This window comes from Micromonospora sp. RTBAU3-60, assembly GCF_054963695.1.
Genome location: NZ_JBUEGB010000013.1, coordinates 132,526 through 148,235, shown reverse-complemented (window position 1 = coordinate 148,235; position 15,710 = coordinate 132,526). Strand labels below are relative to the sequence as shown.

Genomic DNA, 15,710 nt, shown 5'->3' with positions numbered 1-15,710 from the left:
CCGTGGGTCCCGACAGCCTCGCCGCCGCGCTGACCGCCACCACCGCCGCGGTGGCCGCCGCGGTGCTGCTGTCCGCGCTCTGGGACCGCGGCGCCGGCGTCCGCCGCGCCGCCGTGCGTGCCGCCACCGCGCTGCTGTGCCTGCTCACCGCCGGCGCCGCCGCCGGGATCTGGGTCAACCGGCAGGTCGACACCTGGACCAGCTGGTCGGCGCTGCTCGGCCGCGACCCCGTCGCCACCACCAGCGCCGCCGCACCCGCCGCCGGTCACGGCGGGGGACGGCTGGTCACCCTCACCGTCGCCGGCGCCGCCAGCGGCCTCACCCTGCGCGTCCCCGCCTACCTGCCGGCCGCCTACGACCGGCAGGACACCCAACGGTTCCCCGTCGTCGAGGCGCTGCACGGCTACCCCGGCTCACCCGCCGCCTGGCTCAACCGCCTCGCCGCGGCCCGGCACCTCGACCAGGAGATCACCGCGGGCCGGATGGCGCCCACCGTCGTGCTGTTCCCCCCGCAGACGCCCAGCCCGCTGCTGGACACCGAATGCACCAACCTGGTCGGCGGGCCGCAGGCCGAGACGTTCCTCACCGTCGACGTGCCCGCCGCCGCCGAAGCCCAACTGCGGGTGCGCACCGACCGCGCCGGCTGGGGGCTGATCGGCTACTCCGCCGGCGGCTACTGCGCCACCAACCTCGCCCTGCGCCACCCCGACCGGTACGCCGCCGCCGCCAGCCTCTCCGGCTACGCCGACCCCGGCATCACCATCGGCGACGGCAGCGAACACACCCTCAACGACGACCGGTGGCGGCTGCGGCACCTGCCCCCACCCGCCGTCGCCCTCTACCTGTCCAGCGGCCGCGCCGACCGCACCGCCCACCACGACGCCGAGGCCCTGCGCCGGCTCGCCCGGCCGCCGCTGACCGTCACCACCACCTACGTCGACGGGGGCGGCCACAGCATGTCCGTCTGGGAAGCCGCCGAGGACCCGGCCTTCGACTGGCTCTCCGGTTGGCTGGGCCGCCCCGTCGCCTGAGCGGCGCCGCCGCCACCCGGCGCGGCGCGGTGCCGGTCGGCCTCAGGCCATCCCGGCCGCCCGCTCCGCCGCGCGCACCGCGTTGCGGAACAGCATCGCCACCGTCGTCGGACCCACCCCGCCGACCCGCGGCGTGATCGCCCCCGCCACCGCGGCACACGACTCGTCCACGTCCGGCAGCAGACGCCGCCCCTCGTAGCGGACGCCGCCGCCGACCACCACCGCGCCCGGACGCACGTGCTCCGGCTGGATGATGCCCGGCACGCCCGCCGCCGCCACCAGGATCTCCGCCCGCCGGGTGTAGCGGGGCCAGTCCGCCACCCCGGTGTGCACCACCGTCACCGCCGCGTTCGCCGTCGGCCGCTTCTGCGCCAGCAGCATCGCCAGCGGCCGACCCAACGTGGCGCCCCGGCCCAGGATCACCACCTCACGACCCGACACCGGCACCCCGTGGTACGCCAGCAGCGCCTCGATGCCCGCCGGCGTGCACGGCAGCGGACCCGGCAGGCCCAACGCCAGCCGGCCCATGTTCACCGGATGCATCCCGTCGACGTCCTTGTCCGGGTCGAGGACCTGCAACGCCCGGTCGTAGTCCAGATGCCCCGGGATCGGATGCTGCACCAGCACCCCGTGCACGTCCTTGTCGGCGTTGAAGTCCGCCAGCACCGCGTGCAGATCCGCCTGCGACGCCGACGCCGGCAGGTGCACGTGCGGGGACACGAACCCCAGCTCCGCCGCCTGCCGCTGCTTGATCCGGATGTAGCCGGCGCTGGCGTCGTCGTCACCCACCAGCACCGTCGCCAGCGCCGGGGTCACCCCGGCGGCGCGCAACGCCTGAACGGCCTCGGTGACCTCGGCCAACACCTGGTCGGCCACCGGCTTGCCGGACAGAATCCGGGCCGTCGTACCCGCAGAAGACATGGCTCACCTCGCCCGCGGAGGCCCAGGCGGTCGACCCCCGCGACGAGCTCCCCGATAGTTGCTGCCATCCCCGTGCCGCCAGTCGCGTCTGCGCTCAGCCTGCCACATCCCACCCGCCGATCGCACGCGACACCTCCCACCAGCCGGGCAGGGCCGCCAGCACCTCGTCGGCCCGCCGCCGCCGGTCGGCCGCCGACGCCACCCCCAGGTCCGCCACCGCCGCCTCGAACGCCGGCCGCAACGCCACCTCCCGCTGCGGCGCGTCGGCGGCCAGGATGGTGTGGCAGCGGGCGTACGTCGCCACGATCCAGAACATCGCCTCCCGGTGCGCGCCCGCCGCGACCAGCTCCGCGCCACCGTCCACCACCACCGGCCGCGCCGCCGCGGTGATGTCCGCGCGGAAGGCGAACGGCGTCCGCGCCACCCGCGCCGCCTCGTCGAACGTCTCCGCCAGCCGGTTCAGGTGCTCCCGCATCCGGGCGGGGGACACCCCGCCACCGTCCAGCCAGCCGAGCAGTTCCCGGTACCGGGCGGACAGCCCGTGCTCGGCCAGCACCTGCCGCGCCAGCACGTACCGGCGGCGTACCGTCGGGTCCCGCCGCGCCGCCACCACCGGCAGCAGCGCCGTCAGCGAGGTGGGGAACAACCACGCCGTCACCTGCGCGTGCGGCGGCGCCGCGTCGTCCAGCCGCCGCAGCCCGTCCTCGACGCGCCGGCGCAGCCCGGCGCACCGCCGCCGCACCCACCCCGGATCGGCGAACCCCGCCGCCACCCGCTCCCGGATCGCCGCCAGCCGGCCCGTCGGGTCCGCGATCACCGTGTCCGTACGGAACAGCGGCGCGAACACCCACGACCCGAGCACGTCGTCGGCCGACCCCAGGTCCGCCCAGGTCAGCTCGGTGACCTCCAGCAGCACCCCGCGGTGGCGGAACTTGCCCAGCTTCGCGCCCGACTCGTCGCGCACCAGCAGCACGTCCACATCGGACGACGCCGGCAGCGTCGCCGTGTCCGGCAGCGCCACGGTCGAGCCGCTGAACAACGCGCCCCGCACGGCCGGGTCACGGCGCATCCGCTCGCGTACCCAGTCGACCGCCACCGCCCGCGCCGCACCCACCCGCATCCCGCCGATGCTGCCACGGCGCGGCCGGCCGATGGCCACGCCCTACGAGACCCGGCCTAGTCGGGCCGGCCCTCCGCGGCCCTCAGCGAGCCCCGGCACCGGCGCGACTGCCGGCCGGTCGTACCCATGCCGTCCAGACGATATGAAAATGACAACCGATAGCAACTATGCTGCGGGCCGTTCCCCACCTTGAGGAAGGCCCATGCCACATCCGATCCGACGCACCATCGCCATCTCCTCCGCGCTCGTCACGCTCGCCGCCGCCGGCTGCCTCGCCGGCCCCGCCCCGAACCACCCCACCGGGCAGCGGCTGCGCGTGGTGATGCTGCTGCCACCCCGCGCCGCGCTGTCCCCACTCAGCGACGACGCCTTCAAACTCTCCCGCCTCGGCGTCGCCGAAGCCCTCACCACCCTCGACGCCGACGGCGCACCCCAGCCGTCCCTGGCCGTGTCCTGGTCCCGCACCGACGACCGGACCTGGCGGTTCGCGCTGCGCGCCGGCGTCCGCTTCCACGACGGCACCACCCTCGACGCCGAACGCGCCGCCGCCTCCATCACCCGGGCGGCGACCGCCCGACCGAAACCCCGCATCCTCGACGGCGTCGACCTGACCGTCGCACCCGACGGCCCCACCACCCTCGTCGCGCGGACCGGAACACCGGATCCGCTGCTGCCGCAGCGCCTGTCCAGCCCGCAACTGTCCATCCTCGCCGCGAAGGCGTACACCGGCGACACCGTCGACCCGCGGCAGGCCGGCACCGGCCCGTTCGTGCTCACCCACCTCAACGGCACCCAGGGCGCCACCCTCGACCGCTTCCCCGGGCACTGGGCCGGACGCGCCGCCGCGCCGGGCATCGACGTCGCCTTCGTCCCCGACGGCACCGCCCGCACCGCCGCGCTACGCACCGGCGCCGCCGACATCGTCGAGGCGGTACCCGCCGCCCAGGCGGCGCTGCTCACCACCGACACCTACCGCGAGGTGGCGATGCCACGCACCAACACCCTCTACCTCAACACCCGACGCGGCCCCTTCACCGACCCCGCCATCCGCGCCGCCGCCCGCGCCGCGGTCCGCCGCGACGACCTCGTCCGCGGGGTGTACGAAAACCGCGCCGACCCCGCAGTCGGGCTGCTCGGACCCGCCCTGCCCTGGACCGCCGCCCGCCCCACCCGCGCCCAGCACCCCGCCGCCCCCGCGCCCGGCCGAACGATCGTGCTGGCCACCTTCAGCGACCGCCCCGAACTTCCCGAAGTCGCCGCCACCCTCGCCCAACACCTACAGGCCGCCGGCTTCACCGTGCGGCAGGTGGTCCGCGAATACGCCCACATCGAGACCGACGCCCTCGCCGGCCGCTTCGACGCGTTCATCCTCTCCCGCGCCACCATGCTCGACTCCGGAGACCCCGTCGCCTACCTGACCAGCGACTTCACCTGCCACGGCGGCTTCAACCTCGCCCAATTGTGCGACCCCGCCGTCGACCGAGCCGTCGCCCGGGCCGGCGCGGAAGCCGACCTCACCGCCCGACGCGCCCGGATCCTCGCCGCCGAGAAAACCATCCTGGAAACCGACGCCGCCGTGCCACTGCTGCACGAACGCGTCATCCAGGGCAACCGGCCCGGCGTCATCGACGCCGTGTTCGACCCCCGCGAGCGACTGCTCATCGGCCTCACCACCCGCGTCACCCGATGAACAGCAACCGCACCCTGACCGCCGTCTCCCGACTCGCCGCGACCGCCGCCCTGCTCACCCTGATCAGCATGCTGCCCTGGCTGTCCGGCCGCGACCCCGCGCTGAGCATCCTGCGCGCCCAGTACGGCGAACGCGAACCCGACCCCGCCGCGCTCACCGCGATCCGCGACCGGCTGCACCTCGACGACGGCCCGCTGGCGCTGTCCCACCGCTGGCTCACCGGACTCACCCACGGCGACCTCGGCACCTCCTGGGTGACCGGCCACCCCGTCGCACCCACCGTGTGGCAGGCCCTGGCAGTGTCGCTGACCCTCATGGGCGCCGCCCTCACCGTCGCCCTCACCATCGCCGCCCTGCTCACCAGCCGCCGCCTCCTACGCGGACACACCCAACCCCGCGCCGGCGCAACCGGCGCCGCCCTCGCCGCCGTACCCGAATTCCTGCTCGGCACGCTGCTGCTGCTCATCGGGGCGGTCTGGCTACGGTGGCTGCCACCGTTCGGCTGGTCGACACCCGCACACCTCGTACTGCCCGCGCTCGCCCTCGGCATCCCGGCCGGCGGGCTGCTCGGCCGACTCGCCGACGACGCGCTGCCCGGGGCGTACCGGGAGCCGTGGGCGCGCACCTGGCGCGCCGCCGGCCTGCCCTGGCGAACCCTCGCCCACGGCGCCCTGCGCCGCTGCCTACCCCCGCTGTTCCCGCAACTCGCCCTCGTCGTCGTCGGCCTGGTCGGCGGCGCCGTCGCCGTGGAGATCCTCTTCGCGATCCCCGGACTCGGCCGCGTCGCGCTCGGCGCCGCCACCGCCCAGGACCTGCCCCTGCTACAGGGCGCCGTGCTGATGCTGCTCGCCGTCGCGACCACGGCGAGCGGCCTCGCCGCCGCCGCGCACCAGCTGGCCCTCGGGCCGGCCCACACCGCCGCGGCGCTCACCCCACCACCGCCACCGAACCCGCCCACCCACCGCCGCCGCTGGCTCCTCCCGGCAACACTCGGCGGCCTGCTCGTGACCACCACCCTGGCCGGGCTCACCGGAGACCCGACCGCCGTCGACCTGCACCTCCGACTGGCCGGGCCCACCCTCGACGCCCCATTCGGCCACGACGCGCTCGGCCGCGACGTCCTCGCCCGCCTCGGCCACGGCGCCCTGCACACCTTCGGCACCGCCGCCGCCGTCGGCGCCGCCGCCCTGCTCACCGGCCTGGCCGCCGGCCTGCTCCCACGACTGTCCACCGGCGCCATCGAGGTCGCCAACACCCTGCCACCCGTGATCGCCGGCCTGCTGGTCGCCGCGGCGCTCGGGCCCAGCACCGCCGGCGCCGCCATCGCCATCGCCGCCACCGCCTGGGCACCCCTGGCCGCCCACACCGCGGCCCTCGTCCGCGAGGAACACGGCAGCGGCCACGTACAGGCCAGCCGGATGCTCGGAGCCAGCCCCGCCCGCATCCTCCGCACCCACGTGCTGCCCGGGGTGCTGCCCCTGGTCACCCGCCACGCCGTCCTACGCCTGCCCGGCATCGCACTGGCGATCGCCTCCCTCGGCTTCGTCGGGCTCGGCGCCCAGCCACCCACCCCCGAATGGGGACTCCTACTCGCCGAGGCCATGCCCTACGTCGAACGCGCCCCCTGGGCCGCGCTCGCCCCCGCCGCCGCGCTGGCACTGCTCGGCGCGTTCGCCGTCACCACCGCCACCGCGATCCGCACGCGCCGGACCCGTCAGAAACCCGCCACCGCCACCTGACCGGCGAGACGAACACCCCGGCCCGCCCGGTCAGGCGGTCGCCTGCCAGTGGTACGTCCACGGCGGCCCCGCACCGACCACCGGCTCCCGCACGTACAGGCCGTCACCGACCACGTCGACCTCACCCGGGTGCAACTCGGCCGGCGGGTCCCCGCGATCGTCCAGCTCCACCGTCGCGGTACGCCCGTCGGCCGGCCCACCCACGATCGGAACATCAGCTACGTCACGCATAGCTGCAGCATCACGCCCCCACGCCCGACCACACCCCGAACGGGCGAACCTCACCCCGCATCGACACCTCGAACACCCACCAGCGCCACCAACGCACGATTCGTCCGGTTCGACCGCACCGCCGCCCGCTGCTGACCCGCCGTCACCTCGATGTACGTCTGCGACGACGCCAACGACGCATGCCCCAGCAACCGCATGATCTCCGCCGCGCTCGCCCCGTCCTCCGCCAACCGAGTCGCGAACGTATGCCGCAACGCGTGCAACCGCGCCCCCCGCGGCACCCGATCACCAATACCGGCCCGCCGATAACAGGACTCCACCAGATACTGCAGCCCACCCCGACGCAACGGCTCACCCCGCCGATCCACCAGCAACGGCGAATCCGGCCGCACGCTGCGCGCGCCGAACCGGCGCCGCCGACTGTCCAGGTAGTCCGCCAGCACCCGGTCCAGACCCGCCTCGATCGGCACCGTCCGCGGGCGCCCACCCTTGCCGGCCACGTCCACCCGCCGCTCGCCGGGCCGCCCGGCCAGCGACGCCACCCGCAACGCCAGCAGCTCCGACAGGCGCAGCCCGGCACACAGCGCCAGGGACAGCACCGCGAGGTCACGCTCCGGCCACGGGTCGCGCTGCCGGCCGTGGTCCCGGGTAACCGCCGTGAGGAGTTCCTCCGGGGTGTCCTCGCCGCGCAGCGGCTTGGGCTGGGGGAGCGGGGTGCGAGGCCGCCCCACCGCCGGCATCGGATTTCCCGGTACGACCCCCTCCGCCACCAGGAACGTGAAGAAGCTGTTCCAGGTGGACCAGGCCCGGTGTACGGAGGCGGCCGCGCGCGGGGCGGCGAACCGGGCGAACGCCGCCCGCATCACGCGGGGGGAGAGGGCGGTGATCGGCAGTTGATCGAGGGGGAGGGGAGTGGCCTCGTCCTCGCCGACCAGGGCCGCGACGGTGGTGAGGTCCCGCCGGTACGCCGCCAGGGTGTGGGGGGAGGGCTTGCGGGTGGCCCGGGCGGTCAGGAACTCCTCGATCAGTAGCCCTACCGACTCGTCCGGTTTGTCATGCATAAGGCATATTATGCATGATTTTCGGGTTCCGGTCACGCCTCGGAAGGGGGAGCGGGGCAGCCTGGTTCACAGCTCAGACACCAGCCGCAAAGTAGCGGCGTGATGGCGCGCTCGCCGCTGCGGCGGCCTGGCTGAGACAGCCGTAGGGCCGACTGGGGTGTTCTGCCAGTACGTGTCACGACAGCACCTGGCACACGCGCGTGTCCTGCTGTTTCCTCGATACCGGCGGTACGCGGTCAGCCACCCCGGACGGGTTCGGAACTGTCTGCGGCCGCGGGACGGGCCTGCTGCACGCGCAGTGCGTGGGCCGTCCGGAACGTATGCGTACCACCCCAGGGAGTCATCACATGGCGAAGCAGACTGCACCGCGGGAAACTGGTGGAGGTCGCACCGAAGCTGGTCGAGGTCACCGACAATGTGCTCATCGGCGACTTCTGGGAGCGCCCCGGCCTGTCGCCGCGGGGACCGCAGCCTGGTCACGGTGAGCCTTCTTGGCGCTCGACCGCACCGAGCGCGTCCGGGAGAACGTCGAAGCCACGCATGTCGCTCTGTCCGCAGACGAGATCGCGGACCTCGACGCACTGGGGCGCGGGCGGGCGCCCGCGGCGATCGCTGCAACGAGCACCACATGGGTCTCGTGGGCAGGTGAACAGCTCTCCCCACGACCTCGCGCAGTGAAGGAATCTCCGCCATGAGCACGTGGAACACCGACGAGTTGGAACGCATCGCGACTGCCGATGAGCTGCGCATCGCGCCTCGCCGCAGCGACGGAACTCGTCGATACGACCACCCACTTACGTCACCCCGGTGATGATGAAGGAGCAAAAGTGAGTCCCACCTACGACTTCTCCGGGCAGGTGGCCCTGGTCACCGGCGCCGCCTCCGGCATGGGCCTGGCCGCAGCCAGTGCCTTCGCCGACTCCGGCGCCGCCGTGGTTCTGGCCGACCTCGACCACGATGCCGTACACAACGCAGCCGAGGAGATCACCGGCCGCGGGCGGCGGGCGATCGGTGTCGTCTGCGACGTCACCGACGAACAGCAAGTGGAAGCGGCAGTGCGGCGCGCGGTGACGGAGTACGGCCGCCTGGACATGGCGTTCAACAACGCCGGCATCCAGGTGCCGCCGACCGACGCGGCCGACGAGACGGCCGACTCCTTCGACCGGGTCAACGCCGTCAACCTGCGCGGCGTCTGGGCGGCGATGAAACACGAACTGCGACAGATGCGAGAGCAGGGCAGTGGCGCCATCGTCAACTGCTCATCCCTGGGCGGGCTCGTCGGGCTGCCCGAGCGTGCGGCCTACCACGCCTCCAAGCACGGCGTCATCGGCCTGACCCGCAGCGCCGCGGTCGAGTACGCGCCCCGGGGCATCCGCATCAACGCCGTGTGCCCCGGCGTCATCGACACCCCGATGGTCGCCGACATGGTCGAGAACCAGGCCGAGGCCATGGCCGGGATCCTCAAGGAACAGCCCATCGGCCGACTGGGGAGAGCGGACGAGGTCGCAGCAGCGGTCCTGTGGCTGTGCAGCCCCGGCGCCAGCTTCGTCACCGGAACAGCTCTCCCCGTCGATGGTGGCTTCACCGCCCACTGATGTGAGCCTCCGCTCATAGCGTAGAGACGTGGCTGCACGGGAAGTTGGGGCTCATGCCGAAGCAGAGGCAGCAGTACGACGGATGTGCGTGAGGGGGCTATACGGCGTCGGGAGAGGCACTCGTCGTCGACGGCGGATACACCGTGAAGTGACGTGGATTGCGATCGCGCGTCCGGGCTCGGACAAAGCTCCATGGCAGTTCGCGGGCGCCACAGGATCAGTCGAGCACCCGCCACGCGCCCCGTTCATCTGGTCGTACTGCTGCTCGATCAGTTCCCAGCGGATCGGCCGCGTCAGCGAGGCGCCGAACGCGGGCCAGCCGGGCGGGGCGTCGTTAGGGCGGTACAGGCGGATGCTGCCCGATGTTCCTCAGGCGGAAGCTGAGCAGTCCGGTGACGGTGAACTTGACATAATGTACATTATCGAATCTGGCGTTGGGCCAGGTCACACGGGACCTGAGCTGTTACTTCTCATTCGCCCTGGGCCACTCTCGACGCCGGCGGACTGTTGCCCACACGCGGGCTGGGCGGCCTGACGCGTGACCTGCGGGCGGTCCCTCACCTCGGTTACCAGCCCTGGTGAGGGGCCGCCCGCTCGTTCAGGCGGTCAACAACGGGACTTCCTGGTCAGAAGCCCAGGAGGCCCGTGCCCCCGACGACGGGAAGCGTCAGGGCACTGCCATTCAGGTACACGGTGACCTGGCTGCCCACCGCGGCCGCGTCGCGCGCCGGGCGGTTGGACGTCGGGTTTGCGTTGTAGTTGCCGGTGATGACGACGCCGATCCGGTGTCCGGCCGGGATGACGTGTTCGGACGGGAGGGTCTTCCACCGCACGTTGTACTCCTCGCCCGGCGTCAGCGCGTGGCTCCGTCGAAGGTCGGGCGAGTTCTTCACGTCGATGTGGCCCCAGGCCAGGACGCGCTCCGGCGTGATCTCGACGCTCGCCTCCATCGGTTCGGCGCACCCGGTCCGGTCGGCCAGGTCCTCGGGCTCGCAGGACTCCTGCACCACCTCCAGCGGGTCCTTGCCGGCCACGGTGACGGTCGGCCCCGGGCCGTAGTCGACGAGGAGGGCCGACAGCAGCGCCGTCTCGGCCGTCGTCGACATCCGGACCGCCAGCTCCGGCGTGCCGGAGAGGCGTACGTCGGCAGTGAGCGGAGGGGTCACGTACGCGAGCCGGCCGGGCTTGGTCTGCTCGGCGTTACCGATCTTGACGGTTTGCGACTCGATCTGGTCGACGAAGCTCTGCGAGGGGTTGCCCTTCGGCGCGTTGAGCGACAGGGTGCCCGCCGCGTCGGCCGTCGTCGGACCGAAGCGCAGGTCCACCTTCTCGGCGTTGGCGTCCGGCCAGGTCGAGTGGGTTTCCCAGGTGCCGTCGGGGCGCTGGATGTCCGCCATCGGCTCGTCCATGATCCCGTTGGGGATGTCGTGCAGCCAGTGGTCCATCCACCTGTGCATGACCGCCTGCCACTCTGTGAGCCGGAAGCTGGTCGGGTTCACGTGGGCGCCGCGGTGGAGCCAGATCTTGCGCGGCATCTGGCGCTTCTCGACCTCACGCCACAGGTCGGCGAAGTGCATGGTCTTGACGTTGAAATCGGTGAGACCGTGCACCATGAACACGGACGTGTCCACTGTCTTGATCTTGTTGGCGTCGGGCAGGTAGTTCCGTTCCTGCCAGAACGGGGTGAAGTCGGAGGCGCTGGCCTCCTCGGCGTCGCCGAGCCCGGTGATGACCGACTCGCAGGCCGGCGCCGACGCCGAACCCGGTAGCGTGCGGCCGACGGAGACGTAGTCGGCGAGGTACTCGGTGTACCGGGAGTTGACGTTCTCGCTCCAGGTCGACCAGGCGATCCCCTGGTCGTTCACGTACCGGTACCAGCTGGAGATCGCGGAGATGGGCACCACGGTCCGCAGGCCGGGTACGCCCTGGGTGGCGACCGCGTTGGGCAGGGTGCCGACGTAGGACACGCCCTGCATCCCCACGTTCCCGGTGCTCCAGTCGGCGACCGCCGCGCTGCCGTCGTGGTGGAAGCCCGGCGCGCGGCCGTTGAGCCAGTCGACGACCGCCTTGATGCTGATCGTGTCCTCGGGTCGGCCGGTGGTCGGGCAGCCGAAGGACCGCCCGGTGCCCTGCATCTCCACTTGGACGACGGCGTAGCCCCGGGGGACGAAGTACTCGTCCCACCAGCCGGGGAATCCGCGGGTCTTGTCTGGCAGCGGGTCGCCGGGGTCCCGGCCGTAGTACGGGCTGGCCTCCATGATGGTGGGCACCCGCAGGCCCGCTTCGGTCTCCGCTGGCCGGATCACGTCGACCTCGATCAGGTCCCGGCGGCCGTCGGCGTCACTGTCCATCGGCGCCTCGACGTAGACGACCTCCTGGACCGCCTCGCCGTACGAGAAGACAGGTTGCGTCACACCGTTTTCGATCACGATCCCGGGTGTGTCCGCCGTGGCGCTCGCCGAAGTGGGCGCACTCATGATCACCACCCCGACAGCAGTTCCGACGGCTAGCAGTCGCCGTACAACTCCCATGTCCCTACCTCCGTCAGCTCCAGAGACACATGGTTGATACAGCGTGGTCGATATTGATCGAGTGGGTCAATGACCATCCGTAGTGGAGAGGCTCTCCCCCGTTACGACAGATGTCGTGCGGTATCGACGGTTCCGGTGTTGATGATGCGACCGGAGCCCGCGCCTGTCCCGGACGGTGACGGCGCTGGCCCCTGCCTTCGGAGTGACCGAGCAGGTGGCCGGGCCGCTGATGAGGAACCGGGCACCGAAGGTGAGCGCCTACCAAGGCGGCTCGTGTGCTGACGAGCCGCCTTGGTAGGCGCACCGCACGAGTCCCGGACGGGCGTCAGCGGCGCTGCTCCCCCGTCGTGATCGAGAGCGCCACGCGAGGTGCCGGGAAGGCCCGTCAGGCGCCGACGTAGGCCGCGAGGTGTTCGCCCGTGAGGGTGGAGCGGGCGGCGACGAGGTCGGCGGGTGTGCCCTCGAAGACGATCCGGCCGCCGTCGTGGCCGGCGCCGGGGCCGAGGTCGATGATCCAGTCGGCGTGCGCCATGACGGCCTGGTGGTGCTCGATGACGATGACCGACTTGCCGGAGTCGACGAGCCTGTCGAGCAGGCCGAGCAGATGCTCCACGTCGGCGAGGTGCAGGCCGGTGGTCGGCTCGTCGAGGACGTAGACGCCGCCCTTCTCGGCCATGTGGGTGGCCAGTTTGAGCCGCTGCCGCTCGCCGCCGGAGAGCGTGGTGAGCGGCTGGCCGAGGATGAGATAGCCGAGTCCGACGTCGGCGAGCCGGTTGAGGATGGCGTGCGCGGCCGGTGTGCGGGCCTCGCCGGCGCCGAAGAACTCCTCGGCCTCGGTCACCGACATCGCGAGCACCTCGCTGATGTCGCGGCCGCCGAGGTGGTACTCGAGCACCGATGCCTGGAACCGCTTCCCCTCGCACTCCTCGCAGATGGTGGCGACGCCGGCCATGATCGCCAGGTCGGTGTAGATGACGCCGGCGCCGTTGCAGGTGGGGCAGGCGCCCTCGGAGTTGGCGCTGAACAGCGCGGGCTTCACACCGTTGGCCTTCGCGAACGCCTTGCGGATCGGGTCGAGCAGTCCGGTGTACGTCGCCGGGTTGCTCCGCCGCGAGCCCTTGATCGCGCCCTGGTCGACCGACACGACGCCCTCGCGGCCGGACACCGAGCCGTGGATCAGCGAACTCTTGCCCGATCCGGCCACGCCGGTCACCACGACCAGCACGCCGAGCGGGATGTCGACGTCGACGTCGCGCAGGTTGTGGGTGCTGGCGCCGCGTACGGGGAGCATGCCCGACGGGGTCCGTACCGACGGTTTCAGGGACGCCCGGTCGTCCAGGTGGCGGCCGGTGAGGGTGCCGCTGGCGCGCAGCCCGTCGACGGTGCCCTCGAACACCACCTCGCCGCCGCCGACGCCGGCGGCGGGGCCGAGGTCGACGACGTGGTCGGCGATCGCGATGGTCTCCGGCTTGTGTTCGACGACCAGCACGGTGTTGCCCTTGTTCCGCAACTGGAGCAGCAGGTCGTTCATCCGCTGGATGTCGTGCGGGTGCAGCCCGATCGTCGGCTCGTCGAACACGTAGGTGACGTCGGTGAGCGACGAGCCGAGGTGGCGGATCATCTTCACGCGCTGCGACTCGCCGCCGGAGAGCGTGCCGGAGGACCGGTCGAGCGAGAGGTAGCCCAGCCCGATCTTCACGAACGAGTCGAGGGTGTGCTGCAGCGCGGTGAGCAGCGGCGCCACCGACGGCTCGTCGAGTTCGCGGAGCCAGGCGGCCAGGTCGCTGATCTGCATCGCGCAGGCGTCGGCGATGCTGGTCCCGTTGATCTTCGAGGATCGGGCGGCTTCGCTGAGCCGGGTGCCGCCGCAGTCGGGGCAGGTGGTGAAGGTGACCGCGCGGTCCACGAACGCTCGGATGTGCGGCTGCAGGGCCTCGCGGTCCTTGGACAGCATCGACTTCTGCAGCTTCGGGATCAGCCCCTCGTAGGTGAGGTTGATGCCGTCGACCTTGACCTTGGTCGGTTCCTTGTAGAGGAGGTCGTGGAGCTCCTTCTTGGTGTACTTGCGGATCGGCTTGTCCGGGTCGAAGAAGCCGCAGCCGGTGAAGATGCGGCCGTACCAGCCGTCCATGCTGTAGCCGGGGATGGTGAGCGCGCCTTCGTTGAGCGATTTGGAGTCGTCGTAGAGCTGGGACAGGTCGATGTCGGAGATGCGGCCCATGCCTTCGCAGCGGGGGCACATGCCGCCGGTGATGCTGAAGCTGCGGCGCTCGACGGTCTTGCCGCCGCCGCGTTCGATGGTGACCGCGCCCTTGCCGCTGACCGAGGCCACGTTGAAGGAGAAGGCCTGGGGCGAGCCGATGTGCGGCTGCCCCAGCCGGCTGAAGAGGATGCGCAGCATGGCGTTGGCGTCGGTGACGGTGCCGACGGTCGAGCGGGGGTTGGCGCCCATCCGCTCCTGGTCGACGATGATCGCGGTGGTCAGCCCTTCGAGTACGTCGACCTCGGGGCGGGCGAGCGTCGGCATGAAGCCCTGCACGAAGGTGCTGTAGGTCTCGTTGATCAGCCGCTGCGACTCCGCGGCGATCGTGCCGAACACCAGTGAGCTCTTGCCGGAGCCGGAGACGCCGGTGAAGACCGTCAGCCGGCGCTTCGGGATCTCGACGTTGACGTCCTTGAGGTTGTTCTCGCGCGCGCCGTGCACGCGGATCAGGTCGTGGCTGTCGGCGTCGTGCGGCGCGGGTGACCGGGTGTCGGTCCTCGGGGCGGTGGTCATCGTGTCTCCATCAGTTGTCCGTCGGCGTGGCCAGCGGCGGTGCCTCGCCGTCCGGGTCAGTGGGCGGGTGGTGGCTTGTCGGATGGTTTCAGCGCAGCTGGTTGATGCGGATCAGGTTGCCGGTGGGATCGCGGAAGGCGCAGTCGCGGACGCCGTACGGCTGCTCGGTGGGCTCCTGGACGACGTTGGCGCCGCTGGCCTGCAGCCGGTCGAAGACGCCGTCGAGGTCGTGGGTGGCCAGGGTGATGGCGGTGTAGCTGCCCTTGGCGATCAGTTCGAGGATGGTGCGGCGCTCGTCGTCGGTGATGCCGGGGTCGGCCGCCGGTGGGTGCAGGACGATGGATGTGCCCGGCTGGTTGGGGGGACCGACGGTGAGCCAGCGCATTCCGCTGTATCCGACGTCGTTGCGCAGCTCGAAGCCGAGGGTGTCGCGGTAGAAGGCCAGGGCGGCGTCGGCGTCGGTGTGCGGGAGGAAGGCGTAGTGAATGCTGATGTCCATGGCTGTCAGGCTAGGTGCGGCTCCGTGACCGGGGCTTCTCGATTCCTGATCGGTCTGGTCACCTGTTTGGCGAGGCACGGTGGCATCTCCGCCGTCACGTGGGCGGTTTGGGTGCGGTAGGTGCTCGGGGGCACACCGACCAGCTCGGTGAAGCGGGTGCTGAAGGTGCCCAGGGACGAGCAGCCGACGGCGAAGCAGACCTCGGTGACGCTGAGGTCGCCGCGGCGCAGCAGCGCCATGGCGCGCTCGATGCGCCGGGTCATCAGGTAGGAGTACGGCGACTCGCCGTAGGCGAGGCGGAACTGGCGGCTGAGGTGTCCGGCCGACATGTGCACGCCGCGGGCGAGCGCCTCGACGTTCAGCGGCTGCGCGTATTCGCGGTCGATCCGGTCGCGGACGCGACGCAGCAGTGCGAGGTCGCGCAGGTGCTGCGTGAGGTCGGGTCGGCTGCTCACCTGCGTGATCGTGCCACGTGGTGGCGGGGTTTGCCCAACGTTCCCACCCGGCCGTGTGTCT

The 15,710-nt window shown here is 72.0% G+C and carries 12 protein-coding genes; 4 read left to right on the top strand and 8 right to left on the bottom strand.

The window, feature by feature from the left end; translation table 11 throughout:
* Window positions 1-2: 2 nt before the first annotated feature.
* A complete protein-coding gene (locus ACY34I_RS15820) occupies window positions 3-1,031 on the top strand; it encodes an alpha/beta hydrolase (RefSeq protein WP_462755788.1) in 1,029 nt (342 codons plus the stop codon).
* Window positions 1,032-1,073: 42 nt separating this feature from the next.
* On the opposite strand, the gene ACY34I_RS15815 is transcribed toward ACY34I_RS15820, so the two are convergent.
* Both ACY34I_RS15815 and ACY34I_RS15810 read right to left on the bottom strand, forming a co-directional pair.
* Window positions 1,074-1,952, bottom strand: a complete 879-nt coding sequence (locus ACY34I_RS15815) for a bifunctional 5,10-methylenetetrahydrofolate dehydrogenase/5,10-methenyltetrahydrofolate cyclohydrolase (RefSeq protein WP_148801271.1) — start codon at window positions 1,950-1,952, stop codon at window positions 1,074-1,076.
* Window positions 1,953-2,046: 94 nt separating this feature from the next.
* Window positions 2,047-3,072 carry a hypothetical protein gene (locus tag ACY34I_RS15810; RefSeq protein ID WP_462755787.1) on the bottom strand — a complete coding sequence of 342 codons (1,026 nt, stop codon included), beginning with the start codon at window positions 3,070-3,072 and terminating at the stop codon, window positions 2,047-2,049.
* A gap of 202 nt (window positions 3,073-3,274) precedes the next feature.
* Here ACY34I_RS15810 and ACY34I_RS15805 point away from each other — a divergent pair, with 202 nt between their 5' ends.
* Both ACY34I_RS15805 and ACY34I_RS15800 read left to right on the top strand, forming a co-directional pair.
* Window positions 3,275-4,762, top strand: coding sequence for an ABC transporter substrate-binding protein (locus tag ACY34I_RS15805; RefSeq protein ID WP_462755786.1), 1,488 nt, complete (start codon window positions 3,275-3,277; stop codon window positions 4,760-4,762).
* Complete coding sequence (locus ACY34I_RS15800) at window positions 4,759-6,501, top strand: ABC transporter permease subunit (protein WP_462755785.1); 1,743 nt, start codon at window positions 4,759-4,761, stop codon at window positions 6,499-6,501. Before ACY34I_RS15805 ends, ACY34I_RS15800 begins: the two co-directional genes overlap by 4 nt.
* A gap of 30 nt (window positions 6,502-6,531) precedes the next feature.
* Here the strand turns inward: ACY34I_RS15800 and ACY34I_RS15795 are convergent, their stop codons facing one another.
* Both ACY34I_RS15795 and ACY34I_RS15790 read right to left on the bottom strand, forming a co-directional pair.
* A complete protein-coding gene (locus ACY34I_RS15795) occupies window positions 6,532-6,732 on the bottom strand; it encodes a hypothetical protein (RefSeq protein WP_148804587.1) in 201 nt (66 codons plus the stop codon).
* Window positions 6,733-6,782: 50 nt separating this feature from the next.
* The gene (locus ACY34I_RS15790; protein WP_462755784.1) at window positions 6,783-7,793 is read right to left on the bottom strand and encodes a tyrosine-type recombinase/integrase; all 1,011 of its coding nucleotides are present in this window, start codon (window positions 7,791-7,793) and stop codon (window positions 6,783-6,785) included.
* Between the two features lie 827 nt (window positions 7,794-8,620).
* Between ACY34I_RS15790 and ACY34I_RS15785 the strand changes: the two genes are divergently transcribed.
* Window positions 8,621-9,388 carry a glucose 1-dehydrogenase gene (locus tag ACY34I_RS15785; protein WP_462755783.1) on the top strand — a complete coding sequence of 256 codons (768 nt, stop codon included), beginning with the start codon at window positions 8,621-8,623 and terminating at the stop codon, window positions 9,386-9,388.
* 626 nt (window positions 9,389-10,014) lie between these two features.
* Here the strand turns inward: ACY34I_RS15785 and ACY34I_RS15780 are convergent.
* From ACY34I_RS15780 to ACY34I_RS15765, 4 genes are all read right to left on the bottom strand, one after another.
* A complete protein-coding gene (locus ACY34I_RS15780) occupies window positions 10,015-11,865 on the bottom strand; it encodes a CocE/NonD family hydrolase (protein ID WP_462755782.1) in 1,851 nt (616 codons plus the stop codon).
* A 439-nt stretch (window positions 11,866-12,304) separates the two neighbouring features.
* Window positions 12,305-14,695, bottom strand: a complete 2,391-nt coding sequence (locus ACY34I_RS15775; RefSeq protein ID WP_462755781.1) for an ATP-binding cassette domain-containing protein — start codon at window positions 14,693-14,695, stop codon at window positions 12,305-12,307.
* 88 nt (window positions 14,696-14,783) lie between these two features.
* Window positions 14,784-15,194 carry a VOC family protein gene (locus ACY34I_RS15770; protein WP_462755780.1) on the bottom strand — a complete coding sequence of 137 codons (411 nt, stop codon included), beginning with the start codon at window positions 15,192-15,194 and terminating at the stop codon, window positions 14,784-14,786.
* A 5-nt stretch (window positions 15,195-15,199) separates the two neighbouring features.
* Entirely contained in the window at window positions 15,200-15,649 is a 450-nt protein-coding gene (locus ACY34I_RS15765; RefSeq protein ID WP_148804594.1) for a helix-turn-helix transcriptional regulator, read from the bottom strand.
* Window positions 15,650-15,710: the final 61 nt, after the last annotated feature.

Excerpts from the sequence above, each read along its gene's own strand:
- ACY34I_RS15815 (WP_148801271.1), bottom strand. The coding sequence starts at position 1,952 with ATGTCTTCTGCGGGTACGACGGCCCGGATTCTGTCCGGCAAGCCGGTG.
- ACY34I_RS15810 (WP_462755787.1), bottom strand. The coding sequence starts at position 3,072 with ATGCGGGTGGGTGCGGCGCGGGCGGTGGCGGTCGACTGGGTACGCGAG.
- ACY34I_RS15805 (WP_462755786.1), top strand. The coding sequence starts at position 3,275 with ATGCCACATCCGATCCGACGCACCATCGCCATCTCCTCCGCGCTCGTC.
- ACY34I_RS15800 (WP_462755785.1), top strand. The coding sequence starts at position 4,759 with ATGAACAGCAACCGCACCCTGACCGCCGTCTCCCGACTCGCCGCGACC.
- ACY34I_RS15795 (WP_148804587.1), bottom strand. The coding sequence starts at position 6,732 with ATGCGTGACGTAGCTGATGTTCCGATCGTGGGTGGGCCGGCCGACGGG.
- ACY34I_RS15790 (WP_462755784.1), bottom strand. The coding sequence starts at position 7,793 with ATGCATGACAAACCGGACGAGTCGGTAGGGCTACTGATCGAGGAGTTC.
- ACY34I_RS15780 (WP_462755782.1), bottom strand. The coding sequence starts at position 11,865 with ATGAGTGCGCCCACTTCGGCGAGCGCCACGGCGGACACACCCGGGATC.
- ACY34I_RS15775 (WP_462755781.1), bottom strand. The coding sequence starts at position 14,695 with ATGACCACCGCCCCGAGGACCGACACCCGGTCACCCGCGCCGCACGAC.
- ACY34I_RS15770 (WP_462755780.1), bottom strand. The coding sequence starts at position 15,194 with ATGGACATCAGCATTCACTACGCCTTCCTCCCGCACACCGACGCCGAC.